General features: G+C 63.6%; 28 protein-coding genes. 18 read left to right on the top strand and 10 right to left on the bottom strand.

Features of this window, described 5'->3' with window-relative positions:
- Positions 1–16: 16 nt before the first annotated feature.
- Together FSY59_RS21135 and FSY59_RS21130 are read right to left on the bottom strand one after the other, a co-directional pair.
- A complete protein-coding gene (locus FSY59_RS21135; protein WP_148729608.1) occupies positions 17–619 on the bottom strand; it encodes an alpha/beta hydrolase in 603 nt (200 codons plus the stop codon).
- A gap of 15 nt (positions 620–634) precedes the next feature.
- Complete coding sequence (locus FSY59_RS21130; RefSeq protein ID WP_148729607.1) at positions 635–1,546, bottom strand: TauD/TfdA family dioxygenase; 912 nt, start codon at positions 1,544–1,546, stop codon at positions 635–637.
- A gap of 110 nt (positions 1,547–1,656) precedes the next feature.
- Between FSY59_RS21130 and FSY59_RS21125 the strand changes: the two genes are divergently transcribed.
- Positions 1,657–2,679: an AraC family transcriptional regulator gene (locus FSY59_RS21125; RefSeq protein ID WP_148729606.1), complete on the top strand. Its 1,023-nt coding sequence runs from the start codon at positions 1,657–1,659 to the stop codon at positions 2,677–2,679.
- 78 nt (positions 2,680–2,757) lie between these two features.
- Here FSY59_RS21125 and FSY59_RS21120 read toward each other — a convergent pair whose 3' ends face one another.
- A complete protein-coding gene (locus tag FSY59_RS21120; RefSeq protein ID WP_255439624.1) occupies positions 2,758–3,810 on the bottom strand; it encodes a tripartite tricarboxylate transporter substrate binding protein in 1,053 nt (350 codons plus the stop codon).
- Between the two features lie 482 nt (positions 3,811–4,292).
- Here FSY59_RS21120 and FSY59_RS21115 point away from each other — a divergent pair, with 482 nt between their 5' ends.
- Positions 4,293–5,363, top strand: a complete 1,071-nt coding sequence (locus tag FSY59_RS21115; protein ID WP_019042828.1) for a 3-keto-5-aminohexanoate cleavage protein — start codon at positions 4,293–4,295, stop codon at positions 5,361–5,363.
- 143 nt (positions 5,364–5,506) lie between these two features.
- On the opposite strand, the gene FSY59_RS21110 is transcribed toward FSY59_RS21115, so the two are convergent.
- Complete coding sequence (locus FSY59_RS21110; RefSeq protein WP_148729605.1) at positions 5,507–6,445, bottom strand: MBL fold metallo-hydrolase; 939 nt, start codon at positions 6,443–6,445, stop codon at positions 5,507–5,509.
- Positions 6,446–6,542: 97 nt separating this feature from the next.
- On the opposite strand from FSY59_RS21110, the gene FSY59_RS21105 reads away from it, so the two are divergent.
- Together FSY59_RS21105 and FSY59_RS21100 are read left to right on the top strand one after the other, a co-directional pair.
- Entirely contained in the window at positions 6,543–7,136 is a 594-nt protein-coding gene (locus FSY59_RS21105) for an NUDIX domain-containing protein (RefSeq protein ID WP_148729604.1), read from the top strand.
- 232 nt (positions 7,137–7,368) lie between these two features.
- Positions 7,369–7,677: a metalloregulator ArsR/SmtB family transcription factor gene (locus FSY59_RS21100; protein WP_003053925.1), complete on the top strand. Its 309-nt coding sequence runs from the start codon at positions 7,369–7,371 to the stop codon at positions 7,675–7,677.
- Positions 7,678–7,736: 59 nt separating this feature from the next.
- On the opposite strand, the gene FSY59_RS21095 is transcribed toward FSY59_RS21100, so the two are convergent.
- Positions 7,737–8,150 (bottom strand): DsrE family protein, encoded by a 414-nt coding sequence (locus tag FSY59_RS21095; RefSeq protein WP_019042825.1) that lies wholly within the window; start codon positions 8,148–8,150, stop codon positions 7,737–7,739.
- Between the two features lie 160 nt (positions 8,151–8,310).
- Between FSY59_RS21095 and FSY59_RS21090 the strand changes: the two genes are divergently transcribed.
- From FSY59_RS21090 to FSY59_RS21040, 11 genes are all read left to right on the top strand, one after another.
- On the top strand, positions 8,311–9,345 hold the full coding sequence (locus FSY59_RS21090) for an MBL fold metallo-hydrolase (protein WP_148729603.1): 1,035 nt from the start codon (positions 8,311–8,313) through the stop codon (positions 9,343–9,345).
- Positions 9,342–9,836: a hypothetical protein gene (locus FSY59_RS21085; RefSeq protein WP_019042823.1), complete on the top strand. Its 495-nt coding sequence runs from the start codon at positions 9,342–9,344 to the stop codon at positions 9,834–9,836. The genes FSY59_RS21090 and FSY59_RS21085 overlap by 4 nt, the downstream gene beginning before the upstream one ends.
- 115 nt (positions 9,837–9,951) lie before the next feature.
- On the top strand, positions 9,952–10,272 hold the full coding sequence (locus tag FSY59_RS21080; protein ID WP_019042822.1) for a c-type cytochrome: 321 nt from the start codon (positions 9,952–9,954) through the stop codon (positions 10,270–10,272).
- Between the two features lie 55 nt (positions 10,273–10,327).
- Positions 10,328–11,680, top strand: a complete 1,353-nt coding sequence (gene soxC / locus FSY59_RS21075) for a sulfite dehydrogenase (RefSeq protein WP_019042821.1) — start codon at positions 10,328–10,330, stop codon at positions 11,678–11,680.
- Entirely contained in the window at positions 11,664–12,734 is a 1,071-nt protein-coding gene (locus tag FSY59_RS21070; RefSeq protein WP_148729602.1) for a c-type cytochrome, read from the top strand. Before soxC ends, FSY59_RS21070 begins: the two co-directional genes overlap by 17 nt.
- 36 nt (positions 12,735–12,770) lie before the next feature.
- Positions 12,771–13,226 carry a thiosulfate oxidation carrier protein SoxY gene (gene soxY / locus FSY59_RS21065; RefSeq protein WP_019042819.1) on the top strand — a complete coding sequence of 152 codons (456 nt, stop codon included), beginning with the start codon at positions 12,771–12,773 and terminating at the stop codon, positions 13,224–13,226.
- Between the two features lie 32 nt (positions 13,227–13,258).
- Positions 13,259–13,570: a thiosulfate oxidation carrier complex protein SoxZ gene (gene soxZ / locus FSY59_RS21060; RefSeq protein WP_003053938.1), complete on the top strand. Its 312-nt coding sequence runs from the start codon at positions 13,259–13,261 to the stop codon at positions 13,568–13,570.
- 167 nt (positions 13,571–13,737) lie between these two features.
- Positions 13,738–14,547, top strand: a complete 810-nt coding sequence (gene soxA / locus FSY59_RS21055; protein WP_019042817.1) for a sulfur oxidation c-type cytochrome SoxA — start codon at positions 13,738–13,740, stop codon at positions 14,545–14,547.
- Positions 14,548–14,556: 9 nt separating this feature from the next.
- Positions 14,557–15,210, top strand: a complete 654-nt coding sequence (gene soxX / locus FSY59_RS21050; protein ID WP_148729601.1) for a sulfur oxidation c-type cytochrome SoxX — start codon at positions 14,557–14,559, stop codon at positions 15,208–15,210.
- Between the two features lie 181 nt (positions 15,211–15,391).
- Positions 15,392–17,125 (top strand): thiosulfohydrolase SoxB, encoded by a 1,734-nt coding sequence (gene soxB, locus FSY59_RS21045; RefSeq protein ID WP_148729600.1) that lies wholly within the window; start codon positions 15,392–15,394, stop codon positions 17,123–17,125.
- Between the two features lie 96 nt (positions 17,126–17,221).
- Positions 17,222–18,331 carry a YeeE/YedE family protein gene (locus tag FSY59_RS21040; RefSeq protein ID WP_148729599.1) on the top strand — a complete coding sequence of 370 codons (1,110 nt, stop codon included), beginning with the start codon at positions 17,222–17,224 and terminating at the stop codon, positions 18,329–18,331.
- Between the two features lie 116 nt (positions 18,332–18,447).
- Here FSY59_RS21040 and FSY59_RS21035 read toward each other — a convergent pair whose 3' ends face one another.
- Genes FSY59_RS21035 through lptF form a run of 5 tightly spaced genes read right to left on the bottom strand, consistent with a single transcriptional unit; the run spans position 18,448 to position 23,296 of the window.
- The gene (locus FSY59_RS21035) at positions 18,448–19,614 is read right to left on the bottom strand and encodes a pyridoxal phosphate-dependent aminotransferase (protein WP_148729598.1); all 1,167 of its coding nucleotides are present in this window, start codon (positions 19,612–19,614) and stop codon (positions 18,448–18,450) included.
- 40 nt (positions 19,615–19,654) lie between these two features.
- On the bottom strand, positions 19,655–20,596 hold the full coding sequence (locus FSY59_RS21030; RefSeq protein ID WP_019042812.1) for a CysB family HTH-type transcriptional regulator: 942 nt from the start codon (positions 20,594–20,596) through the stop codon (positions 19,655–19,657).
- Positions 20,597–20,654: 58 nt separating this feature from the next.
- Complete coding sequence (locus FSY59_RS21025) at positions 20,655–21,083, bottom strand: sirohydrochlorin chelatase (RefSeq protein ID WP_019042811.1); 429 nt, start codon at positions 21,081–21,083, stop codon at positions 20,655–20,657.
- Positions 21,084–21,086: 3 nt separating this feature from the next.
- Positions 21,087–22,190: an LPS export ABC transporter permease LptG gene (gene lptG / locus FSY59_RS21020; RefSeq protein ID WP_019042810.1), complete on the bottom strand. Its 1,104-nt coding sequence runs from the start codon at positions 22,188–22,190 to the stop codon at positions 21,087–21,089.
- Positions 22,187–23,296, bottom strand: a complete 1,110-nt coding sequence (gene lptF / locus FSY59_RS21015; RefSeq protein WP_019042809.1) for an LPS export ABC transporter permease LptF — start codon at positions 23,294–23,296, stop codon at positions 22,187–22,189. The genes lptG and lptF overlap by 4 nt, the downstream gene beginning before the upstream one ends.
- A 23-nt stretch (positions 23,297–23,319) precedes the next feature.
- On the opposite strand from lptF, the gene FSY59_RS21010 reads away from it, so the two are divergent.
- Genes FSY59_RS21010 through FSY59_RS21000 form a run of 3 tightly spaced genes read left to right on the top strand, consistent with a single transcriptional unit; the run spans position 23,320 to position 26,170 of the window.
- Positions 23,320–24,876, top strand: a complete 1,557-nt coding sequence (locus FSY59_RS21010) for a leucyl aminopeptidase (protein ID WP_019042808.1) — start codon at positions 23,320–23,322, stop codon at positions 24,874–24,876.
- 52 nt (positions 24,877–24,928) lie between these two features.
- A complete protein-coding gene (locus FSY59_RS21005) occupies positions 24,929–25,360 on the top strand; it encodes a DNA polymerase III subunit chi (RefSeq protein WP_029158463.1) in 432 nt (143 codons plus the stop codon).
- A gap of 3 nt (positions 25,361–25,363) precedes the next feature.
- A complete protein-coding gene (locus FSY59_RS21000; RefSeq protein WP_148729597.1) occupies positions 25,364–26,170 on the top strand; it encodes a hypothetical protein in 807 nt (268 codons plus the stop codon).
- Positions 26,171–26,187: the final 17 nt, after the last annotated feature.

Genomic DNA, 26,187 nt, shown 5'->3' with positions numbered 1-26,187 from the left:
ATGGTCGTCTGGCGGCTCAGGCCGTTGGTTCGGGCTGACGGGCATCGATCCGCGCCTGCAAATCCTCGATCAGCTGTTTTGCCTGCGGCCAGGGGCCATGGCCCGAGGCCGGGTTCAGGTGGCCCTGGGGGCCCAGCTCCACCAGCTCGCTTCCCCAGTCGCGCGCAAAGCTGCGCGCGCGCTCCAACTGGGTCAGCGGGTCATTGCTGCTGGCTGCCAGCAGTGTGGGAAACGGCAGGCGCTGGCGCGGGATGGGCGTCCAGCCGTGGGCTGCCAGCACATCCTTGGGCGGGTAGCCGGCAGGCATCTGGGTTTCCACATCGGCGGGGGCAGCAAGCAAGGCTCCGAGAATGGGACGGGCTCGGCGCAGCGCCCAGTGCGCGACCATCATGCAGCCGGCGCTGTGCGCCACGATGATGACGGGGCCGGCGATGCCGTCCAGTGCACGGTCGATCGCGTCCAGGCGGGCCTGGCAGCTGAGCTTGTCCTGCTCCAGCGGCGGCACGGTAACGCAGGGGATGGACTGCGCAGCCAGCTCCTTGGCCAGCAGCGTCTGCCAGTGCTCTTGCACATGGTCGCGCAGGCCGGGGATGATGAGAATCGTGTGGTTCAAGGTCATCTTCTGTCTCCTGGCTCAGTCCGTGGTGCCGCCGATGATGGCCGTGCGTTCCATCTTGCGGTGGCAGGGCTGGTAGTCCATCACTGCGTAGTGCTGGGTGGAGCGGTTGTCCCAGAAGGCTACGCTGTTCCTGCGCCACTTGAAGCGCACCTGGTACTCGGGAATCATTGCCTGGCTGGTGAGGTAATTGAGCAGTTGCGAGGAGCCGGGCGATTTGTCCAGGCCGAAGCGCACATTGGCGGGTGTGTTGTAGTTGGTGAAATGGGTGGTGAAGCTGCTGTTGACGAACAGAATCTTCTCGCCGGTTTCGGGGTGGATGCGCACCACGGGGTGCTCCGCGTCGGGGTATTGGGCCTTGAGTGCCAGGCGCTTTTCGATAGACATGACGGCACCAAAGCTCGCTTCGATGCTGTGGCGGGCACGCAGGTGCTCGATCTTGACCTTGATGTCGGCTGGCAGGTTCTCATAGGCCATCACCATGTTCACCCACATGGTGTCGCCGCCCACGGGCGGGCACTCAACGCAGCGCAGCACGCAGCCCATGGGTGGCTGCTCGCGCCATGTCGCGTCGGTGTGCCAGGAGTTCTCGTTGCGGTCCAGAGGGCTGTCGGGGGTCTTGTAGATCTGCACCAGGCCAGGGTGCTCGGGGTGGCTGCCCACCACCGGGTGGTCTTCCAGTTCGCCAAACTTGCGCGCAAACGCCACATGCTCGGCGCGTGTGATGTCCTGGTCGCGGAAAAAGATCACGCGGTGCCTGAGCAGCGCCTGGCGGATCTCGGCCATCAGGCCTTCGTCCTCGGCGGCCGCACCCAGATGAACGTTGGCCAGCTCCGCACCGATGGAACAGGTCAGAGGATTGACTTCCAGAGAGCGGGTCAAAGAGCTGGAGCGGATAAGGGCGGGTGCTGCGCCAACCTCGTTTTTCATTGGGAAGTCTCCTTATAGAATCAATGTCGCCAGTGTGAAAACTCCCCTCGATCGGCGCTTGTCATTACATGACTGGTGCTTTGCAATTAGTGCCAAGTTAGTGAAACCCCATGGCCTCTCTCGTTCGCGCAGCCTGCTTGACCAATTACGCCGAAGTCGCCCAGGCTTCGGGGTTGAATGGCGCGCGCATGCTGCTCGATGCTGGTCTCAGCCCTGCGGTGCTCGACGAGCCGGATCTGATGATCCCTGTGGACAAGGTGGGGCGTTTGCTGCAGGCCTCGGCCACGCAGTCGGGCAATGAAAGATTTGGTCTGTGCATGGCGCGCTCGCGCCTGCTGTCCAATATGGGGCCGGTGGGCCTGCTGATCCGCGATCAGGCCACGCTGCGCGATTCGCTGAACCTGCTGGTGCGTCATCTGGCCCTGCTCAACGGCGCCATGACGCTGGAGCTGGACGAGCAGGCCGACACGGTGTTGATCCGTGAGCTGTTGCTGGCCGGCCGTGCCCATGAGCCTACGCGCCAGCGCGTGGAGCTGGCGCTGGGCGTGATGGTGCGCGCCATTCGGCAGCTGATAGGTCGCGACTGGCAGCCTCGCATGGTGTGTTTCGAGCATGCCGCGCCCAAGGACCTGAGCATGCACCACCTGATGTTCGGCCAGCGCGTGGAGTTCAACCAGGAGTTCAACTGCATTGTCTGCGCCAAGGCCGATCTCGATACGCGCAACGAGTTCGCCGACCCCGCCATGGTGCGTTATGCGCAAAAGCTGCTGGAGTCCGTGGCACCCGTGAGCGACGATGCGGTGCTGGACGATGTGCGCCGCACCATCTTGCTGCTCTTGCCCAGCGGCCGCTGCAGCATTGAGAAGGTCAGCGAGCACCTGGGTGTGGTGCCACGCACCATTCAGCGGCGGCTGACGGAAAAGGGTCAGAGCTTTTCCTCGCTGATGAACGATATCCGCAAGGAGCTGGCCGTGCGCTATGTGTTCGAGAGCAGCCGCTCGCTGACCGAAGTGGCCGAGTTGCTGGGCTTTACGGCCCCCAGCAGTTTTTCGCGCTGGTATCAGAGCCAGTTTGGCTGCAGTGCCAAGGACAGCCGCGCTAGGGCGCAACACGAAGGCCAGGGCGGCGCATAAAAAAGCGGGCCGCAAGGGTCCGCCAAACACACTACCAAGGTGCCGCCCTCGGGATGAGGACGGCTACGCCAGCTTCCTTCAGTTGCCGGCGACTCTGAGCTTGCTCAGAATTTTGCGGTTCTGCTCCACCGTGCTCAGCATTTTTTGCTGCAGCTGCGGCATGGTGCTCGGTTGGGGCGCATCAAAGCCCTGGCTCCTGAGCTGCGCCTGGAATTTGGGGGATTGGGTTACCTTGTCCATTTCCTGGCGCACCTTCTGGACCAAGGAAGGCGGCGTGCTGCTCAGCACGAACAGACCCACGCTGGCATCGGGCAGCACGAAGTCGGGCATGTTCTGCTCGGCAAAGCTGGGCACATCGGGCAGCAGCCGCGAGCGGCTGGGTGAAACCACGCCCAGGGCCTTGATCTTGCCGGCCTTGATCAGCGGGGCGGCATTGGTCACCACCTCAAAGGTCAGCTGCACCTGATTGCCGATCAGGTCGACGATGGCCGGGGCCGATCCCTTGTAAGGCACGGCGGTGATTCTGCCGCCGCTTTTCTCGCTCAGCAGCTCGCCCAGCATGTCGGAGCGGGTGCCGGGACTCAGGTTGGCGATATTGACCGGGCTGCTGCTCTTTTGCGCGTAGTCCAGCACTTCCTGAATCCTGTTGGGCGGGAAGCTGTTGTTGGCGACCAGCATGTGCACCATGGACGCCACATCCGAGACATAGGTGAAGGTCTTGTGCACATCGAACGGCGTCTTCACGGTGAGCGGAAAGTCGGTCCAGACGCTGGAGGGCGCAATCATCAGCGTGTGCCAGTCGGCAGGTGCATTCATCACGGCGCGCTCGGCAATCACGGCCGAGCCGCCGGGCTTGTTGTCCACCACCACGGGCTGGCCCAGATTGGTCTGCAGATGATCGGCCACCAGACGCGCCACGCCGTCAGTGATGCCGCCCGGAGGTGCAGGAATGACGATACGTATGGGCTTGCTGGGCCAGGCGGGGGCCGGGGTCTGGGCCTGCGCAGCCGTACCCGCTAGCAGGCCGGTACAAAGCACGGCGGCGCAACAGCGCAGGCTTTGAACCATGCTGCGCCTATGTTGCTTGCGTGATGGCGTGGCGGGTTCTGCGAAATTCACGGCGCTTGTCATGGAGGTCTCCTGTCGTTTTGTCATGGGGTCTGGCATTCGTCAAGCTGCCGATCTCGCTCCTGGCAGAGTGCAGATACGGCGCTGAATCGGCTGGCATGTCCTTGCGTGCAGGTGCCCGGGTGGAGGAATGCAGCAATTCATCATGGCTGGCGGCCAGTCGCCGGACTTGACGTTTCATGCCTGCGACTTCGCATTTGATGACTGCAGTACCCCGCACTTACCCGATGCGGGTGATGTCGTTCGCAGGCTGCGGCAGCTTGAGTCTGCGGCCCGCAAAGCGCTTGGCGCAGCTTTGCTGCCTGTCTCGCTTTCAGGCGTGGCTTGCCGGCCCTGTCGTGATTGAGAAAGCGCGTGTCCTGAAATGCAAAGTGGCATCCCGCACCGCGCTTGATACTGGCCTCACGCATCGGCAAGGGGCTGAAATGCCCTGCTGCCGCTGGTCCAGACACTGATTTCCCGCACTCAAACCGGAGACGACAACCATGAACTTTCTTGACGGTCACCTGTATCCCGAAAACCAGCAGCCGCTGATCATCACGGCCGCCCCCTACGCTCCGGGCTGGATTCCCTCGGACTTCCCCGAGGACATTCCCGTCACCATGGAAGAGCAGATCCAGAAGGCTGTGGACTGCTATGAGGCCGGTGCCACCGTGCTGCACCTGCATGTGCGCGAAGACGACGGCAAGGGCAGCAAGCGCCTGTCCAAGTTCAACGAGCTGATCGCCGGCGTGCGCGAGCGGGTGCCCGAGATGATCATCCAGGTCGGCGGCTCCATCAGCTTTGCGCCCGAAGGCCCGGATGGCCAGGCCAAGTGGCTCTCCGACGACACCCGCCACATGCTGGCGGAGCTGACTCCCGTGCCCGATCAGGTGACGGTGACCGTCAACACCACGCAGATGAACGTGACCGAGCATGCCGGCGAAGACGACTTTCGCGGTGTCTCGCGCGGCTTCCCGCATCTGCACAAGACCTACAAGGACATGATTGTTCCTTCGAACCCCAGCTTCGTCGAGGAACATATCCGCCGCCTGTCCGAAAAGGGCATCCAGAGCGCCTTCCAGGTCTACAACATCAACAGTTTCGAGACCATCGAGCGCATGATCCGCCGCGGCGTCTACAAAGGCCCGCTGGTCATGAACTGGGTCGCCATCAGCGGCGGCATGGACCAGGCCAATATCTACAACCTGGCCAATATGCTGCGTGCCGTGCCTGACAACGCCATCGTGACGGTGGAGAGCTCGGTGCTGAACGTGCTGCCCATCAATATGATCGGCATGGCCCTGGGCCTGCATGTGCGCTGCGGTATCGAAGACGTGCTGTGGAACCAGACCCGCACGGGCAAGATGAGCACCGTGGAGCAGATCAGGCAGCTGGTGCGTATTGCGGGCGAGTTCGGGCGCCCGATTGCCACGGCCCGGCAGGCGCGCGATATCAAGCAGATCGGCGTGTTCTACGAAACTGCCGACGAAACCCTGGCCAGGAACGGCTTTGCGCCCAACCGCAAGGGCGCCAATCAGGGCTTCCTGCGCAAGCCCATGGACGCTGTGGCCTGAATCTCAAAGCCCGGGTGACGGGGACCGGCTCATCAGCCAAGGGGTAGCCGCTGTGCGTTTGTCACGCTTGCCTGGTGGATGCGTGGCCGGGCGCCCGGCCACGCCGACTTCCCTGAGAAGTCGGCTTTTTTATCTCTCTGGATTCAAGCCCTCAGATAAAGGTCTTCGCCCTGCGCGTTGCGCTGCTGCAGGATTTCTCCGGCCGCCAGCAGCTCGTCCAGATGCTGGGAAATGCTGCGCGCCTCGGCCCCCCGTACCCATGGCGCATCAAAGCCCGGCGGGTAGAGCAGGCGCTGCTCGACCATCTGGGCGAGCGTCATGGGCCGCTGCGCCAGCCATTCGAGAATGCGTGCACCGCGCTCGTCAATGACCGCAGCAAAGCGCTTGAGGTCTCGCACAAACGTCTCGCGCTCGGTGTAAATGCCCTTGTGGTGCGAAGTCACCCAGATCCTGGCCTCGATCTCGGGCAGCTGCGCCAGGCTGCGGCGAAAGTCCGCCAGACAGGAGCAGGCGTCGCCGTAATAGGGCCCGAAGCCCGTCAGGTCGATATCGCCGATAAAGGCAACACCTTCGGGCTCGATCAGCAGCACGCTGTGGCCCGCCGTATGGCCCGGCATATGAATGGCGCGAATCTGCGACTGGCCCAGCCCCCAGACGGCTCCATCTTCGTAGCCCCTGGCATCGGGTCTGGGCGCGTAGAAGAATTCGCTCTCCAGCTTGCTGCGCATGATGTCGGCCTGAGTCGAATCGGCCCAGCCAAAGGTGGCTACCAGGCCCTCCCAGCTTTGCAGCGCCGCCAGATCGCTCAGGTGAGCAAAGACCTGTGCGTCTGGCAGGCGGTGCAGGCCGGCCATATGGTCCTCATGCACATGGCCCATCACCACCAGCTCGGCGGCATCGAACTCGGCTCCGATATGGTTGGCCACGATAGGCGTGTCCAGTACCGCCAGCGTGTCGCTGCCGCGGATCATGATCTGGTTGCCATCCGGGTATTTGCCGCCCTTGGCACCGCGAAACACCGCCACGCGGCCGAACTGGTGGCGCTGTATTTCCATCTGGCTGGTAAGGCTGGGGAGTGTCATGGTCTGAGTGCAGCAAAGTGAAGCCCGCTTCTGCGAAGATTAAGCCCATGCATGTTTTTGCGCTGTCGCCACGGCGCGTGTGAAGGATGAGTCAGCGATGACACGACAAGACCCCGAAATTCAGGAAGCCCATCTGATTGAGCATCCCATCAAGAGCGAGCTGGTACACCAGGGCAGTTTTCTGCAGGTCAGGCTCGATACCGTGCGCCTGCCCCATGGCGGGCAGGCCACGCGCGAGTATGTGGTGCACCCCGGTGCCGTGGTGGTGATCGGGCTGCTCGACGATGGCCGCGTGCTGCTGGAGCGGCAGTTTCGCTACCCCGTGGGGCGGGTCATGACCGAGTTCCCCGCAGGCAAGCTGGATGAGGGCGAGCTGCCGCTGATCTGCGCCCAGCGCGAGCTGCTGGAGGAAACCGGCTACAGCGCGCGCGAATGGGCCTATGCCGGGCCCATGCATCTGGCGATCGGCTACTCCGACGAGATCATTCACATCTTCTTCGCGCGCGGCCTGACTGCGGGCGAGCGCCAGCTCGACGCCGACGAGTTTCTGGATGTCTGCAGCATGACGGCTGCCGAACTGCTGGATGGCGTGCGCACCGGCCAGGTCACGGACGCCAAGACCCTGAGCTGCTGCCTGTGGCTGCAGAACGTGCAAAGCGGTGCCTGGTCTCTGGACTGGAAGCCCACCTGATTTTTGATAGCTGCTTTTGCACATCAACAATGGATTTCAGATAGGAAAGTTCCTAAAATCATTGTCAATCAAGCGCTAGCTGCTTCTTTTTTGGGATTGCCTGATGCCCGTCAGTGTTTGTCGTCGGGCGATGGCAGACGCTGCATGACCTTCCTATAAACTGGCGCCATGCACCACGGCACGCAATCCAGACGGGACGCTTGCAGGCCGCCAAGGTGCCCAGGAGTGTTTCATGGAATCGTCAGAGCTTGAGGATGACAGCGTGTTCGAGAGTGCGGCCGAGCTGTTCAAGGCCATGGCCGCGCCCATGCGGCTGAAGATCATCAGCGCGTTGTGCAACGGAGAAAAAAACGTCTCCGAGCTGCTGGCTTCCATAGACACCACCCAGCCCAATATGTCGCAGCATCTGAACACGCTGTACCAGTCCGGCATTCTGGGCCGCAGGCGCGAAGGGGTCAGCATCTACTACTTCATCGCCAACGAGAAGGTCGTCCATATGTGCCGCACCATCTGCGTGCAGATTGCCATCGAACAGAACTGAGGGCTGGAGCCCTCGAAGTAAAGGCGCCTGCGGCGCCTTTTTTCATGCCCGCTTCCAGCTCAGGGCTTGAGATAGACAAAGCCTTCCCTGGCCTGCAGGCGCGCCACTTCGGCCACGCCCGAGGGGACGACCGACGCTTCCATGAGCAGGCTGGAGGCTTCGAGCTTGCGTGTCTGCAGCGTGTTGTTGCAGACCTTGAACTCCACGCCGCGCCCCGCCAGCGCGCTGACCTGGCCGCTGAACTCGCGGCCCCTGCTGTCCTTGGCGTTGCTCAGCAGAAAGTCTATGCCGGGCCCGTGGGTGACCACCACGATCTTGTCGGTGGGCGAGGCGTTGAGTTCGTTGTTGATATTGCCGAGTATGGCGGCCGCCGTCTCCACGCCGGTGTTGACGTGATAGACCACTTTCACATCCTGTGCGGCGGCAATCGCCGTGCACAGGGCAAAGCTCAGGGCAACAAGTTGGCGCTTCATCGAAGGTCTCCTGTGGTGTCTGTGGGCATCAGGGAAGATGCTGCTGGTTAAATATTGCCACTTGCTTATATTAATGGGGAGGCAGGCATTCAAAAATAGGGCAAGCGCTAGTGGCGGCTTCGATGGCGCCGGTCGCTGCCCGCGCAAGGGAGACACCGCGATGACAAGCTGGGCAGGAGCTGCGCTGGGGAGCTTTGCAGGAATGGCAATCGCAGCGACCATCGCAGCGCCGGGTGCAGCGGCTGCGCATGATGGGCACCCCGTGGCGGGCACTCCCGTGGCGGGCACTCCCGTAGCGGGCACTCCGGTAGCGGCCAGCGCACCGGTCATGGCGCTGCAGCAGGTGGCGCCCAATGTGTTTTTCGTGCAGGGTGTATCGGCACTGGGCAGTGCGGCCAATCGCAATTTCATCTCCAACGCGGGCTTTGTCATCACCGCAGACAGCGTGGTCGTGATCGATGCGCTGGGCTCGCCCGCGCTGGCCGAGGAGCTGGTGCAGAAAATCCGCACGCTGACGCCCAAGCCCATCAGCCATGTGCTGCTGACCCACTATCACGCCGACCATATCTATGGCCTGCAGGTGTTCGAGGCCTTGGGCGCAAAAATCGTGGCCCATGCCCAGGCGCGTGAATACATCAACTCCGAGACCGCGCATCTGCGGCTCGAGGCCTCGCGCAAGGATCTGGCTCCCTGGGTCGACCAGGGCACGCGGCTGGTGCCGGCGAATCAATGGGTGTCGGGCGACAGCTCCACGCTCAGGGTCGGGGGCGTGGACCTTGTGCTGCAGCACATGGGGCCCTCGCATACGCCGGAGGATACGGCCATCTTCCTGCCGCAAAGCGGCGTGCTCTTCATCGGCGATGTGGTGTTTCGCAACCGCATTCCCTATGTGGGCCAGGCCGACAGCCGGCACTGGATTGCCGCGCTGGACGAATTGCTCAAGCTGCCCGTCAAGGTCATGGTGCCGGGCCACGGCCCGGCCTCCGAGCAACCGCGCCAGGATATGCAGCTGACGCGTGACTATCTGCACTATCTGCGCGAAGCCATGGGCAAGGCCGCCGCCAATCTCGACCCGTTTGACGAGGCCTACCAGGCGACGGACTGGTCCAGGTTTTCGGCCTACCCGCTGTTCAAGGAAGCCAATCGCATGAATGCCTACAACACCTTTTTGCTGATGGAGCAGGAAAAGCCGTGACGGCCACGGCCCGCTTCTTTGATGCCCGCAGAAGACTGTGCTTGCAGTTGCTGCTGGCGGGCACGGCACCGGCGTGGGCGGCGCTCGATGCTTCGGAGCGTCTGCTGCCCACCAGCCAGAGTCTGCGGCATGACCTGGCCTTGGCGCTGGCCCGCAAGCAGCCGCTGGTGGTCATGGCCAGCCTGCATGGCTGTCCGTTCTGCAAGCTGGTGCGCGAGCATCATCTGCTGCCGCTGCAGCGCTCCGGGGCCTTGGTGACCCAGATTCATTTTCTGTCGCGTGAGGCTTTGCAGGACTGGAATGGCGCGGCGACCACGCATGGCGACATGGTCAGGCAACTGGGCATCGAGGTCGCGCCGACCGTGCTCTTCTATGGAGCCGCTCACAAGGAGGTGGCCGAGCGCTTGAGCGGCAGCTCCATCCCCGACTTCTATGGCGCTTATCTGGATGAGCGCATGCAGACGGCCCGCGCGGCGCTGCAGGGGCGCTGAGCCTCGTTGTTCCTGTTCAGGAATAACGAGGGTTAGCGCGGGATTTCAAATTGGGCATCCTGGCCGATACTTTAAATAACAACATGCTTATATATAAATATAAGGAGACCAAGCGATGAAGACTGCATTCTGGCTGGGTGGCTTGACGGTGCTTCTGGGGCTGGCTGTTCCTGCACTGGCGCAGGCGGATCAGGCGCTGGCGCAGAAGAACGCCTGCATGGCCTGCCATGCGGCGCAGCAGAAACTGGTAGGCCCGGCGTTTCAGGACGTGGCCAGCAAATATGCGGCCCAGGCCGATGCACAGGCCTACCTGGTCAAGAGCATCAAGGCCGGCGGCTCCGGCAAATGGGGGCCGGTGCCCATGCCTGCCCAGCCCGCACTCAGCGATGCCGACACCCAGACACTGGCGGCCTGGATTCTCAAGGGTGCCAGATGAGACAGGCGCTTCACGCTTTCCCGGCGAGCACCACCAGCGATCAAAGAGAGAGCTTATGCAAAGCCAGTTGATGGGCAAGGTGCGCAAGGCACCCGAGAATTTCGTGCGCTCAGGCGATGTCGGCACCGTGTTTGCCGAGGGCAGGGCCGGCCGGCGGGACTTCATCCGCGGGGCTTTCGCGGCCGCAGCGGCCGGCGCTGCAGCTGTCCATGCGCAGGGCCGGCAGGCCGTGAGCGGCGAGGGAGACCCGAATATTCTGGAGCTGCCCGCGCACAGCAAGGGCCTGGGCCAGCCGGTGGTCACCGACGGCTACGGCAAGCCTTCCAGGTACGAGGCCAATGTGCAGCGTCGCCAGAGCCCGGGGCTGACCCAGACCAAGCAGGCTTCGGTATCGTTTGCACCGCTGCAGTCGCTGTTCGGCATCGTCACGCCCAGCGGTCTGCATTTCGAGCGGCACCACCAGGGCTGGTGGGATATCGACCCCTCCAAGCACCGGCTGATGATCAATGGTCTGGTGAAGAGCCCCAAGGTCTTCACCATGGACGAGATCATGCGTCTGCCTTCGGTGTCGCGCTTTCATTTCATCGAATGCGGCGCCAATACCGGCATGGAGTGGGGCAATGTGGCCGTGCCCACGGTGCAGTACACGCACGGCATGCTGTCGTGCAGCGAGTTCACAGGCGTGCCCCTGATCACCCTGCTGGAGATGGCCGGCGCCGATCTGAAGAAAGGCCGTTTCATCCTGGCCGAGGGGGCGGACGGCTCGTCGATGACGCGCACCATTCCCGTGGAGCTGATCACTTCCGGCGAGGTGCTGGTCGCCTACGGCCAGAACGGCGAGATGCTGCGGCCCGAGCAGGGCTATCCGCTGCGCCTGGTGGTGCCCGGCGTACAGGGCGTGAGCTGGGTGAAATACCTGCGCCGCATCGAAGTGGGCGACATGCCTTATGCGGCCAAGGATGAGGCCATCCACTATGTGGACCTGATGCCCGATGGGCAGCACCGCCAGTACTCCAGCATTCAGGAGTGCAAGAGCGTGGTCACCACGCCGTCCGGCGGGCAGATGCTGCTGGACAAGGGCTTCTACAACATCACGGGCCTGGCCTGGTCGGGGCGCGGCAAGGTCAGGCGCGTGGATGTGAGCGTGGACGGCGGCCGCAACTGGCGCACGGCCCGGCTCGAAGGGCCGGTGATGGACAAGTGCCTGACGCGCTTTCATCTGGACTGGGTCTGGAATGGCGAGGAATGCATCATCCAGAGCCGCGCCATGGATGAAACCGGCTATGTGCAGCCCAGCAACCAGCAACTGCGTGCCGCACGCGGAACGCGCTCCATCTATCACAACAACTCCATCCAGTCCTGGGCGGTACGAGCCAACGGGGAGGTCGCCAATGTTCAGCTTGCGTAAACCGCTGGTGCTGCTGGCGCTGCTGGCCATGGGCGTGGCTGCCGGGCCCGCTGCGGCACAGGGCAAGTCTGGCGAAGACCGCTATCCCGGCGTGGGTCGCAATGCCACGGGCAAGGAGGTTCTGGCCTGGGATATCGATGTGCGCCCGGATTTCAAGGGGCTGCCCCCGGGCTCGGGGTCCGTGCAAAAAGGCATGGATGTGTGGGAGGCGAAGTGCGCGTCCTGCCACGGGGTGTTCGGCGAATCCAACGAGGTGTTCAGCCCGCTGGTCGGCGGCACCACGGCCGAGGACATCAGGACCGGCCATGTGGCGCGGCTCAAGGATGCTGCCTTTCCGGGGCGCACGACCCTGATGAAGGTGGCCACGGTCTCCACGCTGTGGGATTACATCAACCGTGCCATGCCCTGGAATGCGCCCAAGTCGCTGTCCACCGAAGAGGTGTATGCCGTCACCGCCTATCTGCTCAACCTCGGCGGCGTGGTGCCCGAGAACTTCACACTCAGCGACAGCAATATCGCCGAGGTACAGCAGAAGCTGCCCAACCGCAACGGCATGACGACTCGGCATGCGCTGTGGCCCGGCAACGAGTTCGGCAAAGGCGCCAGGCCCGATGTGCTGGCTACTGCCTGCATGAGCAACTGCGGCCCCGCGCCCACGCTGCGCTCGGCCTTGCCCGAGCATGCCGGCAACAACCACGGCAATCTGGCCCAGCAGAACCGGCTGGTCGGTGCCCAGCGCGGCATAACCACCGATGGCGGTGCCAGCAAGGCAGCGCCGCCCGCAGCCACCGGGAAATCGGCCAGTGCGGCGCCGACGGCCTTGCTGGAAAAGAACGCCTGCATGGCCTGCCATGGCATGGCGCAGAAACTCGTCGGCCCGGCCTTCAGCGACATTGCCGGCAAGCACGGCGGCCAGTCGGACTATCTGGCAAACAAGATCAGGGTCGGAGGCTCCGGCGTCTGGGGATCAACACCCATGCCGCCTCAGCCCAATCTCAGCGATGCTGATGCCAGGGTGATTGCCCAGTGGCTGGCTGCCGGGGCCAAGCCCTGAGCCCGCTTGTGTGATGTGAATGAAAAGGAGACAACGATGAAACGTAGAGACGCCCTCAGGAACAGCGCGGCCGTGCTCGGCATGCTGATGGCCGCCGGCCTGCTGCCGCAGGCTGCGCAGGCGGCCTATAACAAGACCGCCTTCGACGCCAAGACCGTGGCCGATGTGCTCAAGGCCATGGGAGCTGCTGCGCCCGCCGAGAGCAAGGACGTGACGCTGACGGCGCCCGACATCGCCGAAAACGGGGCCGTCGTGCCCCTGGGCGCGGCCACCAGCCTGCCCAATGTGAAGCAGATGCTGGTGCTGGTGGAAAAGAACCCCAATACGCTGGTGGCGGCCTTCACCGTCAACGAGGCGCTGGACGCCAATTTCCTGACCCGCGCAAAGCTGGGCCAGTCCTCGGATGTGTATGCCGTGGCCATCACCAACGATGGCAAGGCCTTCTACGCCAAGAAGGAAGTCAAGGTCACCCTCGGTGGCTGCGGCGGCTGATGGCAACCAATCCTCTGAAACAGGAGAAGAACATGGCTGATCCAATGCGTATTCGTGCCCAGGCTGCAGGTGACAAGACTACCGTGCGCGTGCTGATGTCCCATGAGATGGAGACTGGCCAGCGCAAGGATGCGGAAGGCAAGACCGTGCCCGCATGGTTTATTCAGGAGGTGACGGCAGCGCACAACGGCAAGCAGGTGCTGCAGGCCGAATGGGGGCCTGCGGTTTCCAAGAACCCGTTTCTGCAGTTCGTGGTCAAGGGGGCCAAGGCGGGGGACAAGATCTCGGTGAGCTGGAAGGACAACAAGGGCGAGACCCGCACCGATGAAGCGACCGTGAGCTGAGCACGGCGGAGACAGCGGCTGGCCGGCGGCCAGCCTTCACCCTGGACCAGAATCAATCCCACGACTTACGCAAAACGGGTTCAGGCAAGGCGAATGCCTCAGAAGGCAGGCCGTTGTTGCATTCTTGTTTGCGTAAGTCCTAGATCCAAAAAACAGAGAGGTGCCCCATGAGACATTCCTCCCCGGGCCAGGCGGCTGCCGCCGTGCTGGCCTTGTGTATGGCCGCGCCGGTGCTGGCGCAAAAGTCCACGGCCGACGGCATTGCCGAGTACCGCGAGATGCTGCAGGACGGCAACCCTGCCGAGCTGTTCGAGATGAAGGGCGAGGCGCTGTGGAAGCAAAGGCGCGGCCCCCGCAAGGCGTCCATGGAGCAGTGCGATCTGGGCAAGGGGCCGGGCGTGGTCAAGGGCGTATTTGTAGAGCTGCCGCGCTATTTTGCCGACACGGGCAAGGTGCAGGATCTGGAGTCGCGCCTGCTGACCTGCATGGACAGGCTGCAGGGGCTGGACGTGCAAAAGATTGCGGCAACACCGTTCGGCAAGGACGAGCAAAAGAACATGGAAGGGCTGGTGGCCTGGATTTCATCGCAGTCCAAAGGCATGAAGTTCAACCTGCCCCAGAGCCATGCGCAGGAAGGGCAGATGTATGAGGCGGGCAAGCGCCTGTTCTATATGCGCGGCGGCCCGCATGACTTTGCCTGTGCCTCCTGCCATGGTGCGGACGGCAAGCGCATCCGCATGCAGGATCTGCCCAATCTGACCAAAAATCCAGGCGCAGCGGAAGGCTTTGGCGCCTGGCCCGCCTATCGCGTCTCATCGGGCGAACTCTGGAGCATGCAGCGCCGCCTCAACGACTGCTTCCGTCAGCAGCGCTTCCCCTATCCCGGTTACGCCAGCGACGTGACGGTGGCGCTGGAAGTGTTCATGGGCGTCAACGGCAAGGGCGGGGCATCGACCGCACCGGCCATCAAGCGATAAGGAGGCCCTATGCGCAAGCAAAAATACATGTCGTACCTGGCCGTGGCCGCATCGTTGCTGGTGCTGGGCTGTGCCTCGGTCGACGGGGCGGCGGACATCGATGCCTTGACGGCCAAGATGGTGCAGACCTCTTTTCGCGATCAGGGCATCGCCAGGGTCGATCGCCTGCAGCAGGACGAATCGAATGCGGCCTGCAGCGCTGCCGATGCTTCCGGCAAGCCGCTGGCGCCTGCACGTGCGCAAGCCATCGAAGCTGCCAATCTCAAGACCGTCAAATGGCCTCAGGATGGCAAGCTGCTCGGCGACTGGAAGGAGGGCGAAAAAATAGCCCAGAACGGCCGGGGCATGACCTGGAGCGACAAGGCAGGCAGTGCCAACGGCGGCAACTGCTACAACTGCCACCAGATCAGCAAGGAAGAAATCTCCTTCGGCACGCTGGGCCCCAGTCTCTACAACTACGGCAAGATTCGCGGCATCAAGGATCCGGCCAGCCCCGAATCCAGAGCCATCGTCGAGTACACCTGGGGCAAGATCTGGAATGCCAAGGCCTACAACGCCTGCTCGGGCATGCCGCGCTTCGGTCACTCCGGCATCCTCACCGAAGCGCAGACGCGAGATCTTGTCGCGCTGCTGGTCGATCCGGCCTCTCCCGTCAACAAATAGCTTTTTCAAGCAGCGCCGCTGTTTGCCCGTCTCGCAGTGTCGAGCCATCCGGCAGGAGGACGAGACCGGGCGACGCAGCATTGCGGACAGGGCTTGCGCCAGTTGGGGCAGCGCTGGGCGTCCTGTTGACTGAAAGGCCCGTGCTTGCCCCTGGTTGGAACAAGTAGCAACGGATATCACCATGAGTCTTTCCAAACGTGAATTTCTGCAGGTGCTGGCGGCGGCCAGTGTCTCGGGCATGGGCTTGCAGCGCCATGCCTACGCCGAGCAGTCCCTGGCCGACAAGGCCTTGTATGAGGTGGCGCCGTTCGGCAATGTGTCCCTGCTGCACATGACGGACTGCCATGCCCAGCTCAATCCGGTACACTTTCGCGAGCCCAGCGTCAATCTCGGCATCGGGGCCATGAAGAATCAGCGCCCGCATCTGGTGGGCGAGCATCTGCTGCGCTCCGTGGGGATCAAGCCCGGCACGCCTTCGGCCCATGCATTCAGCTATCTGGACTTCGAGGCGGCAGCCAGGCGCTATGGCAAGGTGGGCGGGTTTGCCCATCTGTCCACGCTGGTCAAGCGCATGCGTGCCTCGCGCCCGGGCGCATTGCTGCTGGACGGCGGCGATACCTGGCAGGGCTCGGCCACTTCGCTGTGGACCAATGCCCAGGACATGGTCGATGCCTGCAAGCTGCTGGGCGTGGACGTGATGACGGGCCACTGGGAGTTCACCTACGGCATGCAGCGTGTGCAGGAGATCATCGACAAGGACTTTGGCTCGCAGCTCGACTTTGTGGCACAGAACGTCAAGACGGCCGATTTTGGCGACCCGGTGTTCAAGCCCTATGTGATCCGCGAGATCAACGGCGTGCCCGTGGCCATCATCGGTCAGGCCTTTCCGTACACGCCGATCGCCAACCCGCGCTATATGGTGGCGGACTGGAGCTTCGGCATCCAGGACGAGCATCTGCAGAAGATGGTGGACGAGACGCGCGCCAAGGGCGCCAAGGTGGTGGTGGTGCTCTCGCACAACGGCATGGACGTGGACCTCAAGATGGCCGGGCGCGTGCGCGGCATAGACGCCATCCTCGGCGGCCACACGCATGACGGCATGCCCGTGCCCACCCTGGTGCAGAACGCAGGCGGCAAGACCATCGTCACCAACGCGGGCTCGAACGGCAAGTTTCTCGGGGTGCTGGACTTCGATGTCAGGGACGGCCAGGTGCGCGGCTTCCAGTACCGGCTGCTGCCGGTATTCGCCAACATCCTGCCTGCCGATGCCCATATGCAGGCACTGATCACCCGGGTGCGTGCGCCCTATGAAAGCCGGCTGGGCGAAGTGCTGGCGCGCACCGACGGCACGCTGTACCGCCGCGGCAACTTCAACGGCACGGGCGACCAGCTGCTGCTGGATGCCATGATGGAGGTGCAGAATGCGCCGATTGCCTTCTCGCCGGGCTTTCGCTGGGGAACCTCGCTGCTGGCCGGGCAGGACATCACGCGCGAATGGCTGATGGACATGACGGCCACCACCTATTCCTACGCCACGGTGACCGAGATGACGGGTGCCACGATCAAGACGGTGCTCGAAGACGTGGCCGACAATCTCTTCAACCCCGATCCCTATTACCAGCAGGGCGGCGACATGGTGCGCGTGGGCGGTCTGCAATACCAGTGCGACCCGGCGGCTGGCGCGGGTCGGCGCATCAGCGACATGCGCCTGAACGGCCAGTTGCTGGAGGCGGACAAGAAATACAAGGTGGCCGGCTGGGCGCCGGTGGCCGAGGAAGCCAGGACGGCCGGCAACAAGCCGATCTGGGAGCTGGTCGAGCCCTGGCTCAAGGACCGCAAGACGCTGGGGCCGCGCCGGCTCGACGAGCCCCGACTGATCAATGTCGGCGGCAACCAGGGGCTGGCCAAGGCCTGATGAAAGCCGATTCGAAAGCCGATTAAGACAGTGTTAGCGCGCGGGCTGGGGTATATGCCAATGCCTTGAAGCCGGGCCGCGCCGTCCAATGCCCGCATGAGTCCTGCCGAGTTTGAATCCCTGACGGCCACCGTTCTGGTGGCCATTTTGTTGCTGGCCGCCGTGCTGGGCTTTGTGATGCGCGAGACCCGCTTTTGCACCATGGGCGCCATCAGCGATGTGGTCTATCTGCAGGACTGGGGGCGGGCGCGCCAGTGGTGCATGGCCATCGCCGTGAGCATGCTGGGCTTCACGGCGCTGGCGCTGTGGGGCCAGTTGCAGGTGGGCGATGCCCTGTATGCCAGCCGCCGCCTGCTGTGGCTGTCGGCCCTGGCCGGAGGGCTGCTGTTTGGCGCAGGCATGGTGCTGGCATCGGGTTGCGGGGCCAGGAATCTGACCCGGCTGGGAAGCGGCAGCCTCAAGGCGCTCGTGGTGTTGCTGGTCATGGGCGTGGCCGCCTTTGCCACACTCAAGGGCATTACCGCCGTGGCGCGGGTGCGCTGGCTGGACAGCGTGCATCTTGAATTCGCGGGCCCGGCCTTGCTGCCCGAGTGGCTGGCCGGTCATGTCGACTGGCCCTTGACGCTGCTGCGCGGCCTGCTGGGCCTCGGGCTGGGGGGCATGCTGTTGCTGCTGGCCTTCGATCCCCGGCCCGGCGCCCAGCGCAGCCGGGCCCTGCTGCTGGGCGGGCTGCTGGTCGGCCTGTGCGTGACGGCGGCCTGGTGGCTAGGCGGTCATCTGGCGCGGGTGGCCGAGCACCCCGAGACGCTGGAGCAGGTCTATGCCGCGACCTACAGCGGCCGTATCGAGGCCTTCAGCTTTGTCACGCCGGTGGCACACACGCTGGACTGGCTGATGTTCTTCAGCGATCGCAACAAGGTGCTGACCTGGGGCATTGCCTCGGTGGCAGGCCTGGTTCTGGGCAGCTTTGTCCATGCGCTGTGGCGCAGGGACTTCCAGTGGCAGGGCTTTGCCGACCGCCGGGACCTGGCCCGCCATCTGCTGGGCGGACTGCTGATGGGCGTGGGCGGGGTGACGGCCATGGGCTGCACCGTGGGCCAGGGCATCAGTGCGATTTCCATGCTCAGCCTGGGCAGCTTTGTGGCGCTGGCCGGCATTGTGCTGGGGGCGGTGCTGATGCTGCGCCATCTGGCGGAGACGGCATGAGGTCTTATAAATTCGATAGCTGCTTGCGCTTGCGGATAAACAGATTCAGCATGAAAACATGCTGAAAACAAGAAAAGGAGCGCGATAGGCGCTCCTTTTTTATGGGCCGCAGCGTTTCAGAGCTTGCGCAGGCGCGCGGCTGCCTCGATCAGGGTTTCGTCCTTCTTGGCAAAGCAAAAACGCACCACGCGCTGATCGAAACCATCGCCGTAGAAGGCCGACAGCGGAATCGCGGCGACGCCGATTTCCTTGACCAGCCACTGGCAGAACTCCGCCTCGTCGAGATCCGAGACCGAGGAGATGTCGGCACAGAGGAAATAGGTGCCAGCCGTGGGCAGCAGCTTCAGGCGCGAGCCCTGCAGGCCGCCGAGGAACAGATCGCGCTTGGCCTGGTAGAAGGCCGAAAGCTCCAGATAGGGCGCCGGGTCCTGCATGTACTGCGCCAGACCCGCCTGCATGGGCGTGTTCACGGTGAACACATTGAACTGGTGCACCTTGCGGAATTCGGCGCTGAGGGCGGCGGGCGCGGCCACGGTGCCGACCTTCCAGCCCGTGACATGGTAGGTCTTGCCAAAGCTGGAGACGATGAAGGCGCGTTCGGCCAGGCCCGGGTAGCGGGCGCTGCTCAGATGCTGGGCGCCGTCGAAGACCATGTGCTCATAGACCTCGTCGCTGATCAGCAGTACATTGGTGGGTGCCAGCAGGGCTTCGAGCTGGCGCATTTCCGCATCGGTCCAGACGGTGGCGCTGGGGTTGTGCGGACTGTTGATGATCAGCAGGCGCGTGCGCGGCGTGATGGCGGCCGCGATCGAGGCAAAGTCGGGGCGGAAGCTGCCGGGGGTCAGCGGCACCCGCACGGCCACGCCGCCGGCCATCTCGATATTGGGCACATAGCTGTCGTAGCAGGGGTCGAGCACGATGACTTCGTCGCCCGCATGCACGGTGGCCAGAATGGCCGTGAGAATGGCCTGGGTGGCGCCGGCGGTGATGGTGATTTCGCTGCCCGCGTCATAGCGGCGGCCGTGCAGCGTTTCGATCTTGGCGGCCACGGCCTCACGCAGCGCGGGCCAGCCCGCCATGGGCGGGTACTGGTTGTGACCGGCGCGCATGGCGTCGTTGACAGCGTCGAGCAGCCTGGGGTCGCAGCCGAAGTCGGGGAAGCCCTGGCCCAGATTGACGGCCTTGTGCTCGGCAGCCAGCGCCGACATGACGGTGAAAATGGTGGTGCCCACATTGGGCAGCTTGCTGGGGAAGTTGGGAGTCACGATAGTCTTGCAATGCATGGGCCGGGCGCACAGGCACCGGCCCTTGAGGCGGGCCGGATCAGAGCCCGAAGTCGTCCACGCTGCCGTTCATGGCGCGCATGATGAGGTCTCGCGAGAGACGGTCGCTGAGCAGCTCGGCAAACCGGTAGACGAAGTTGCGCAGGTATGCGCCGCGCTTGATGGCCACACGGGCCACGCTGGTGCCGAACAGATGGCCGACGGGACGAATCACCAGGTCATTGACGGTGTCGTCGCGCATGGCCATCTCGGCCACGATGCCGATGCCCAGGCCCAGTCGCACATAGGTCTTGATCACGTCGGCATCGATGGCTTCCAGCACGATATGCGGATGCAGGCGGCGCATCTCGAAGGCATGGTCGATCTTGCCGCGTCCGGTAAAGGACGGGTGGTAGGTGATCAGGGCCTCCTGGGCGATGTCCTCGAGCGTGATGCGCTCTTTCTGCGCCAGCGGATGGCCAGTGGGGATGACCAGCACATGCTGCCATTCGTAGCAGGGCAGGGTCACCAGGTCGGGGTAGTCGGCCAGCGATTCGGTGGCCATGCCGATCTCGGCCACTTCGTCGATCACCATGCGCGCGACTTCGGCGGGCGTGGCCTGGTGCAGGCTGATGGTGACCTTGGGATAGAGCTCGCGCAGGCGTGCCACGGCGGGCGGCAGCACATAGCGTGCCTGGGTGTGGGTGGTGGCGATGCTCAGCGTGCCGCTGTCCTGGGCGCTGTATTGCTCGCCGATGCGCTTGAGGTTGCCCACCTCGCGCATGATCAGCTCTATGCTCTTGAGGACTTCCTGTCCAGGCTCGGTGATGCGCTTGAGACGCTTGCCGTGGCGCGCAAAGATATCGATGCCCAGCTCTTCCTCAAGCTCGATGATGGCTTTGGAGACTCCGGGCTGGGAGGTGTGCAGGGCCTTGGCCGCCTCGGTGAGGTTGAGATTGCGGCGGGCGGCTTCCTGGACGAAGCGGAATTGATGCAGGTTCATGACGGCATGGACTAAGAACTTGCATCATTATGCTTCAAATATCTAAAGAAGCCATTTTTTATTTGAAATCTGTATGTTTGAGTGCTTCGGTCCCGCCGACTGCCTCTATCGCCAGCTGTGCCAGCAGGGCCGTGACGCGCGGATTCTCGCCGGCTGCGGTCTGCAGATCGAACTGGCAGCCGGGATGCTGGCGGCGCAGTTCGTCCAGCAGGCACGGAATGTCTTCGCGCGCATGTTTGCCGGTACCGAGGAACAGCGGCAGCACGATCAGATGCTGGACGCCCTGGGCAATCAGGCTCTGCGTGGCGGCAGGCAGATCCGGGGCGCAGGCGTCCAGATAGGCGCAGATGCAGGGCAGGCCGGGCTGCATTGCCTGCAGCAGTTGGTGCACGGCTTCTATGGGCTGGCGCCAGAGCGGGTCTCTGGAGCCATGGGCCAGCAGGATCAGGCCGGATGGGGCAGGAAAAGTAGCTTGCTTGTCAACCATGGTTTAGCGTCTCAATACCAGCCAGCCGAAGGCCGAGAGCGATAGTGCGGTGTAGAGCAGACCGGGTGCTGCGGCGGCCAGCCAGGGCCACCAGGACTGCAGGGTGCCGATATAGCCGAACACGTTGTTGAGCAGGAAGAAGCTGATGCCGGCCATCACCCCGCCAAACACATAGGCCGTGATGCCGCCCGAGCGGAAATGCAGATAGGCAAAAGGCAGGGCGAGCACCACCATCACCAGGCAGCTCAGCGGGTAGAAGACCTTGCGCCAGAACTCGATTTCGTACTTCTGCGCGGCCTGGCCGTTGTCCTGCAGATGGCGTATGAACTGGAACAGCGCAATCGTGGTCATGCGATCGGGCTTGAGCAGCGCGCCCGAGACCATGGCCGCCGTGACCTTGGTGGGCCAGTTCATGCTGGCTTCGTTGATCTGGCTGAGTTGGGTGACATCGCCATCCTGGGCCACCTTGCTGCCTTGCACGCCCTGCAGCGTCCACTGCTCCTTGTCTTCATCGACCTGTGCCGACTTGGCGTTGATCTGCGCGGCGATACGGCCCTTGCTGTCGAACTCGAAGATGCGCACATTGACGAAGTCGCCAGGGCTCTTGACTGCGCCGACGTTGATGGCAACCGAGTGATTGCCCTGTTTTTCCTTGAGCCAGGCGCCGGTGGCGCCTCGGGAGATCTGGCCTTTGCTGACCACGCGCAGTTTCTGGCTGAAGTTGTCGGCAGCAGGGGCAATGTAGTCGCCCACCAGCACCGTGAGCAGCACAAAGCTCATGCCCAGAATCAGCAGCGTGCGCAGTGCCAGCCAGGGGCCCATGCCGCTGGTGCGCATGATGGTGAACTCCGAGCTCTGAGCGAACTTGGCCATCACGAAGATGGCGCCGATCAGCACCGCAATCGGCATCAGCTCGTAGAGGTGGCCCGGAATGGACAGGGCCACGAACAGCAGGGCGCGCGTGGCGGTATAGCCGGCGTTGCCGCTGCCCACCCAGCGCATTTCATCGACCAGGTCAAAGAAGAAGAACAGCGCCAGAAAGGCCAGCGAGACATACAGGACGGCCTGTATGACCTCGCGATAGATCAGGTTGCGCAGGACTTTCATCGTGCGGCCTCCTTGCGGGTGCCCGAGCGCTGCAGCAGATCGCGCGGCGACCAGCGGAAATGGCGCGCCAGTAGCACCAGCACGCTGACCGTGAGGATGCTGCCATGCAGCAGGCCCAGCAGGCCCCACATGCCTATCTTGTTGGCGCTGACCCAGCTCTCGCCCAGGGTCATGAGGTTGTAGTAAACGATGAAGGCGAAGAGGGCGATCATCAGGCTGCTGCTATTGCCCGCACGCGGGTTCACGCTGGAGATGGCCAGGCCCAGGATGACGAAGTTGAGCGCGGCAAAGGGCAGGCCCAGGCGCCATGCGAGCACCGAGCGGGCAATCGGTTCATCCTTGCCGATCAAGTCCTTGGTGGGCATGCTGCGTGCCGCCATCTCCTCGATGGCAACGGGGTTGTCGTTGTCGACCTGCACACCGTATTCCTTGAATTCGGTGATGCGCACCGAGCCGTCGTCGCTGCGTGTCTCCATGCGCTGGCCGTCTTCGAGAATCACCATGCGCTGGCCCTTGATGACGGCCAGATGCGCGCCCTTGGCCGAGGTCACGGACTCCTTGCCCGGGTCGCGCGAGACCACGAAGACATTGCTGGCTGCCAGGTCGGAGGGGGAGTCCTTGTCCACGAAGAACACGCGTGTGCCGCCTGCCGATTCCTGGAACTCGCCGGGTGCGATGCGATCCAAGTCGCTGCGCTGCTGGAACTGGGTCTTGATCTGCTCGATTTGCTGATAGGACCAGGGCAGCACGCCGAGGGCCAGGACTGCAGTGATGAGAATCACCGGCCAGGCAAAGCGCAGCAAGGGTTTGAGCAGGCTGGCCAGACCCTGGCCGGCAGCAAACCAGATGACCATCTCGCTGTCGCGATACATGCGGGACAGAGAGCCCACAATGGCAACAAACAGACTCAGGCCCAAAATGGTGGGGAGTTGTCCGAGCACGGTGAAACCCATGACCAGCATCACGTCGGAAGGGCTGACACTGCCCTTGTAAGCCTGACCCAGGGTGCGGATCAGCATCATGGTCATCACCACAGTGATCAGAACCACGGCCGTCGCGCCAAAGCTGCGGGCCAGCTCTTTGCGTATGGATGAATCGAATAACATTGGCTAAAAGGAAAACACCGATTATGAACTTTGAACTGAAGGCTCTGACCGCTGCTGCCGCAGCGCGTGAAAAATGTGATCTGTTGCTGGTGCTGGTTTCCGAGCAGGCAGCTTCGGGCACATTCGGCAGCGACGCCATCGGAGCCATGGTGGCTCACGCGGTGAAACAGGGGGATTTTGCCCTGTCTTGCGGCAAGCAATTGCCTTTGTACCAAGTGCCCGCCATTGCCGCACGCCGTGTGGTGCTGCTGGGCGCGGGGTCCGGCTCGGCCAGGGATGTGCGCAATGCGCTGACCGGCTGTGGCGCGGTGCTCAAGACCGACGGCATTGCCAAGGCCGTGGTGAGCTTTGCCTTTGAGGCCAGCGCCCAGGCGGTGGCGGCTGCCGTGCAGGCAGTGGCCGATGCGACCTATCTCTATACCCACACCAAATCCCAGGCCAAGCCCATTGCACTGACCAAGGTCGTGCTCGGCGTGTCGTCCAAGGCCGCTGCGGTTACCGCTGCTTTCAATACTGCCGTGGCGCAGCAGGAAGGCGTGAACACGGCCCGCGAATGGGCCAACCGTCCGGCCAACCATGCAACGCCCACCTTGCTGGCCAATGCGGCCAAGAGCATTGCCAAGGCCGCACGCATGAGCTGCAAGATCCACGGCCCTGCCGAAGTGGCCAAGCTGGGCATGGGCGCCTTCATGGCGGTGGCCCAGGGCTCGCGCGAGCCCCTGCGCTTCATCGAGCTGCACTACAACGGTGGGGCCAAGAGCGAGGCCCCCATCGTGCTGGTGGGCAAGGGCATCACTTTCGACACCGGCGGCATCTCGCTCAAGCCTGCGGCCGAGATGGACGAGATGAAGTTCGACATGGGCGGCGCTGCCAGCGTGCTGGGCGTGTTCCAGGCATTGGCCAGGCTGCAGCCCGCCATCAATGTCGTGGGCCTGATCCCCGCCTGCGAGAACATGCCCGACGGCGCGGCCGTCAAGCCCGGTGATGTGGTGACCAGCATGAGCGGCCAGACCATCGAGATTCTCAACACCGACGCCGAGGGCCGTCTGGTGCTGTGCGATGTGCTGCACTACGCGGCACGCTTCAAGCCTGCGGCACTGGTCGATATGGCCACGCTGACCGGTGCCTGCGTGATCGCCCTGGGCGGCTTGCGCAGCGGCCTGTTCTCGACCAGCGACGAGCTGGCAGCGGCCCTGCAGACTGCGGGTGATGCGGCGCTCGACCCCTGCTGGCGCATGCCTCTGGACGAGGAGTACGCCGATGGCCTCAAGAGCAATTTTGCGGACATGGGCAATGTGGCAGGGCGCGCTGCGGGTGCTGTGACGGCCGCCAAGTTCCTGCAGAAGTTCGTGGGCGATATTCCCTGGGCGCATCTGGACATCGCCGGCACCGCCTGGAAGAGCGGTGCTGCCAAGGGCGCCACCGGCCGCCCCGTCGGTCTGCTGGTGCAATATCTGCTGGGCCAGCAAGGCAAGGTTGCCGCTGCACCCGCAACGGCCAAGACCCCGGCGTCGCGCAAGAGCACGGCCAAGCCTGTGGCCTCGCGCCGCACGCGTACGACCGCCAAGGCCTCGACTTAAGGAAAGCCGGCAGTAGCAGCCTGGTTTCGGATTGCTGCTGCCGCCAATAGCTGTGACAGAAATTGCCTTTCATTTCAACGCACCGGACAAGCTGGGCTATGTGTGCCGCTTCGCACGCAAGGCTTTGCGTCATGGTGCGCGCCTCGTGGTACTGGGGGATGGCGCCGCGCTGAGCCGGCTTTCGCCTCGCCTGTGGAGCGTCTCGGCCACGGACTTTCTGGCCCATGCCTGCGAGTCCGAGGGTGCGCAGATGCTTGCGGCTTCCCCCATCATCCTGGCCGAACACCTGCAGGGCCTGCCCCATCACGATGTGCTGGTCAACCTCACGCCGCAGGTGCCTGCCGAGTTCGAGCGCTTTGCGCGTGTGGTGGAGATCGTGTCCTCGGGCGATGAAATGGATCGCCAGGATGCGCGTGTCCGCTGGCGCGACTATGCTGCGCGTGGTTTTTCCATCGTCCGGCACGACCTGAATCTCAAGGGCTAGGTCATGAACTCCTCATCCAAGGTTCCGCCACGCTTTGTTCCCACCCTGACCGAGGTGGTCCAGCCCGAAGCTGCCGCGCCCGAAGGCATTGCAGACAGCGCTCAGCCGGCGGCGCCCGAGTCGTCCCAGGGAGCTGTGCAGCAGGTGCCAGGCCCGCGGACGCTGGGAGACAGCGTCGTCGCTCTGGCGCGGCCGTCGTTTCACGCCTCTTGGCTGGCCGATGGTCTCTACGGTCGCGGCCGGCCTGCAGGCATTCCGCATCAGTTGCCCCCTTTGCCCGAATCCTTGCCGCCGCAGCAGTCATTTGCGCAAAGCATGGCGGAGGAGGTGGTGGAAGCCATATCGGCTGGGAAGGCGGAGCCTGAGACTGAGTTGGCAGCTGCCGAAGTCGTGGAGGCACTACCGCTCGCAGACCCGGCGGAGCAGCCAGCCGTTACGGACGCCGGCCAACCCCAGGATGAAGAGCTTCAACCCGGGTCTGAAGCACTCGATGAGGAAGCCGCCGAGCCACTCATCCAGGCACAGGATCTGGAGCAGGCCGTTGAGCCCGCACCGGTCTTCGAGGCAGCCGGGCTGCAGCAGGCGCTGGATGCGCACGGAGCCGTGGTGACCGAAGAGTATCTGGTCCACAGACTCATGCAGCGGGTGGACCTGGTGCTGGAGCAAAAGCTCAGGGAAGCGATAGCGCAGGTCGTGGAGGCGCAGACCCGATCCATGGTGCTGCGCCTGCGTGAAGAGGTGGAGACCGTGGTGCGTCAGTCGGTCTACGAGGCGGTGGAGGCCGAGCTTGCGCAGCAGACCCGGCAATAGCCGATAGCCGCGGGCCG

The organism is Comamonas sp. Z3 (assembly GCF_008121565.1).
In the GTDB taxonomy this organism is placed as follows: Bacteria; Pseudomonadota; Gammaproteobacteria; order Burkholderiales; family Burkholderiaceae_C; genus Comamonas; species Comamonas brasiliensis.
Note: the sequence above shows the minus strand (reverse complement) of the source record. Positions and strands in the feature narration are given on the sequence as shown.

Excerpts from the sequence above, each read along its gene's own strand:
- FSY59_RS21135 (WP_148729608.1), bottom strand. The coding sequence starts at position 619 with ATGACCTTGAACCACACGATTCTCATCATCCCCGGCCTGCGCGACCAT.
- FSY59_RS21130 (WP_148729607.1), bottom strand. The coding sequence starts at position 1,546 with ATGAAAAACGAGGTTGGCGCAGCACCCGCCCTTATCCGCTCCAGCTCT.
- FSY59_RS21125 (WP_148729606.1), top strand. The coding sequence starts at position 1,657 with ATGGCCTCTCTCGTTCGCGCAGCCTGCTTGACCAATTACGCCGAAGTC.
- FSY59_RS21120 (WP_255439624.1), bottom strand. The coding sequence starts at position 3,810 with ATGACAAGCGCCGTGAATTTCGCAGAACCCGCCACGCCATCACGCAAG.
- FSY59_RS21115 (WP_019042828.1), top strand. The coding sequence starts at position 4,293 with ATGAACTTTCTTGACGGTCACCTGTATCCCGAAAACCAGCAGCCGCTG.
- FSY59_RS21110 (WP_148729605.1), bottom strand. The coding sequence starts at position 6,445 with ATGACACTCCCCAGCCTTACCAGCCAGATGGAAATACAGCGCCACCAG.
- FSY59_RS21105 (WP_148729604.1), top strand. The coding sequence starts at position 6,543 with ATGACACGACAAGACCCCGAAATTCAGGAAGCCCATCTGATTGAGCAT.
- FSY59_RS21100 (WP_003053925.1), top strand. The coding sequence starts at position 7,369 with ATGGAATCGTCAGAGCTTGAGGATGACAGCGTGTTCGAGAGTGCGGCC.
- FSY59_RS21095 (WP_019042825.1), bottom strand. The coding sequence starts at position 8,150 with ATGAAGCGCCAACTTGTTGCCCTGAGCTTTGCCCTGTGCACGGCGATT.
- FSY59_RS21090 (WP_148729603.1), top strand. The coding sequence starts at position 8,311 with ATGACAAGCTGGGCAGGAGCTGCGCTGGGGAGCTTTGCAGGAATGGCA.
- FSY59_RS21080 (WP_019042822.1), top strand. The coding sequence starts at position 9,952 with ATGAAGACTGCATTCTGGCTGGGTGGCTTGACGGTGCTTCTGGGGCTG.
- soxC (WP_019042821.1), top strand. The coding sequence starts at position 10,328 with ATGCAAAGCCAGTTGATGGGCAAGGTGCGCAAGGCACCCGAGAATTTC.
- FSY59_RS21070 (WP_148729602.1), top strand. The coding sequence starts at position 11,664 with ATGTTCAGCTTGCGTAAACCGCTGGTGCTGCTGGCGCTGCTGGCCATG.
- soxY (WP_019042819.1), top strand. The coding sequence starts at position 12,771 with ATGAAACGTAGAGACGCCCTCAGGAACAGCGCGGCCGTGCTCGGCATG.
- soxZ (WP_003053938.1), top strand. The coding sequence starts at position 13,259 with ATGGCTGATCCAATGCGTATTCGTGCCCAGGCTGCAGGTGACAAGACT.
- soxA (WP_019042817.1), top strand. The coding sequence starts at position 13,738 with ATGAGACATTCCTCCCCGGGCCAGGCGGCTGCCGCCGTGCTGGCCTTG.
- soxX (WP_148729601.1), top strand. The coding sequence starts at position 14,557 with ATGCGCAAGCAAAAATACATGTCGTACCTGGCCGTGGCCGCATCGTTG.
- soxB (WP_148729600.1), top strand. The coding sequence starts at position 15,392 with ATGAGTCTTTCCAAACGTGAATTTCTGCAGGTGCTGGCGGCGGCCAGT.
- FSY59_RS21040 (WP_148729599.1), top strand. The coding sequence starts at position 17,222 with ATGAGTCCTGCCGAGTTTGAATCCCTGACGGCCACCGTTCTGGTGGCC.
- FSY59_RS21035 (WP_148729598.1), bottom strand. The coding sequence starts at position 19,614 with ATGCATTGCAAGACTATCGTGACTCCCAACTTCCCCAGCAAGCTGCCC.
- FSY59_RS21030 (WP_019042812.1), bottom strand. The coding sequence starts at position 20,596 with ATGAACCTGCATCAATTCCGCTTCGTCCAGGAAGCCGCCCGCCGCAAT.
- FSY59_RS21025 (WP_019042811.1), bottom strand. The coding sequence starts at position 21,083 with ATGGTTGACAAGCAAGCTACTTTTCCTGCCCCATCCGGCCTGATCCTG.
- lptG (WP_019042810.1), bottom strand. The coding sequence starts at position 22,190 with ATGAAAGTCCTGCGCAACCTGATCTATCGCGAGGTCATACAGGCCGTC.
- lptF (WP_019042809.1), bottom strand. The coding sequence starts at position 23,296 with ATGTTATTCGATTCATCCATACGCAAAGAGCTGGCCCGCAGCTTTGGC.
- FSY59_RS21010 (WP_019042808.1), top strand. The coding sequence starts at position 23,320 with ATGAACTTTGAACTGAAGGCTCTGACCGCTGCTGCCGCAGCGCGTGAA.
- FSY59_RS21000 (WP_148729597.1), top strand. The coding sequence starts at position 25,364 with ATGAACTCCTCATCCAAGGTTCCGCCACGCTTTGTTCCCACCCTGACC.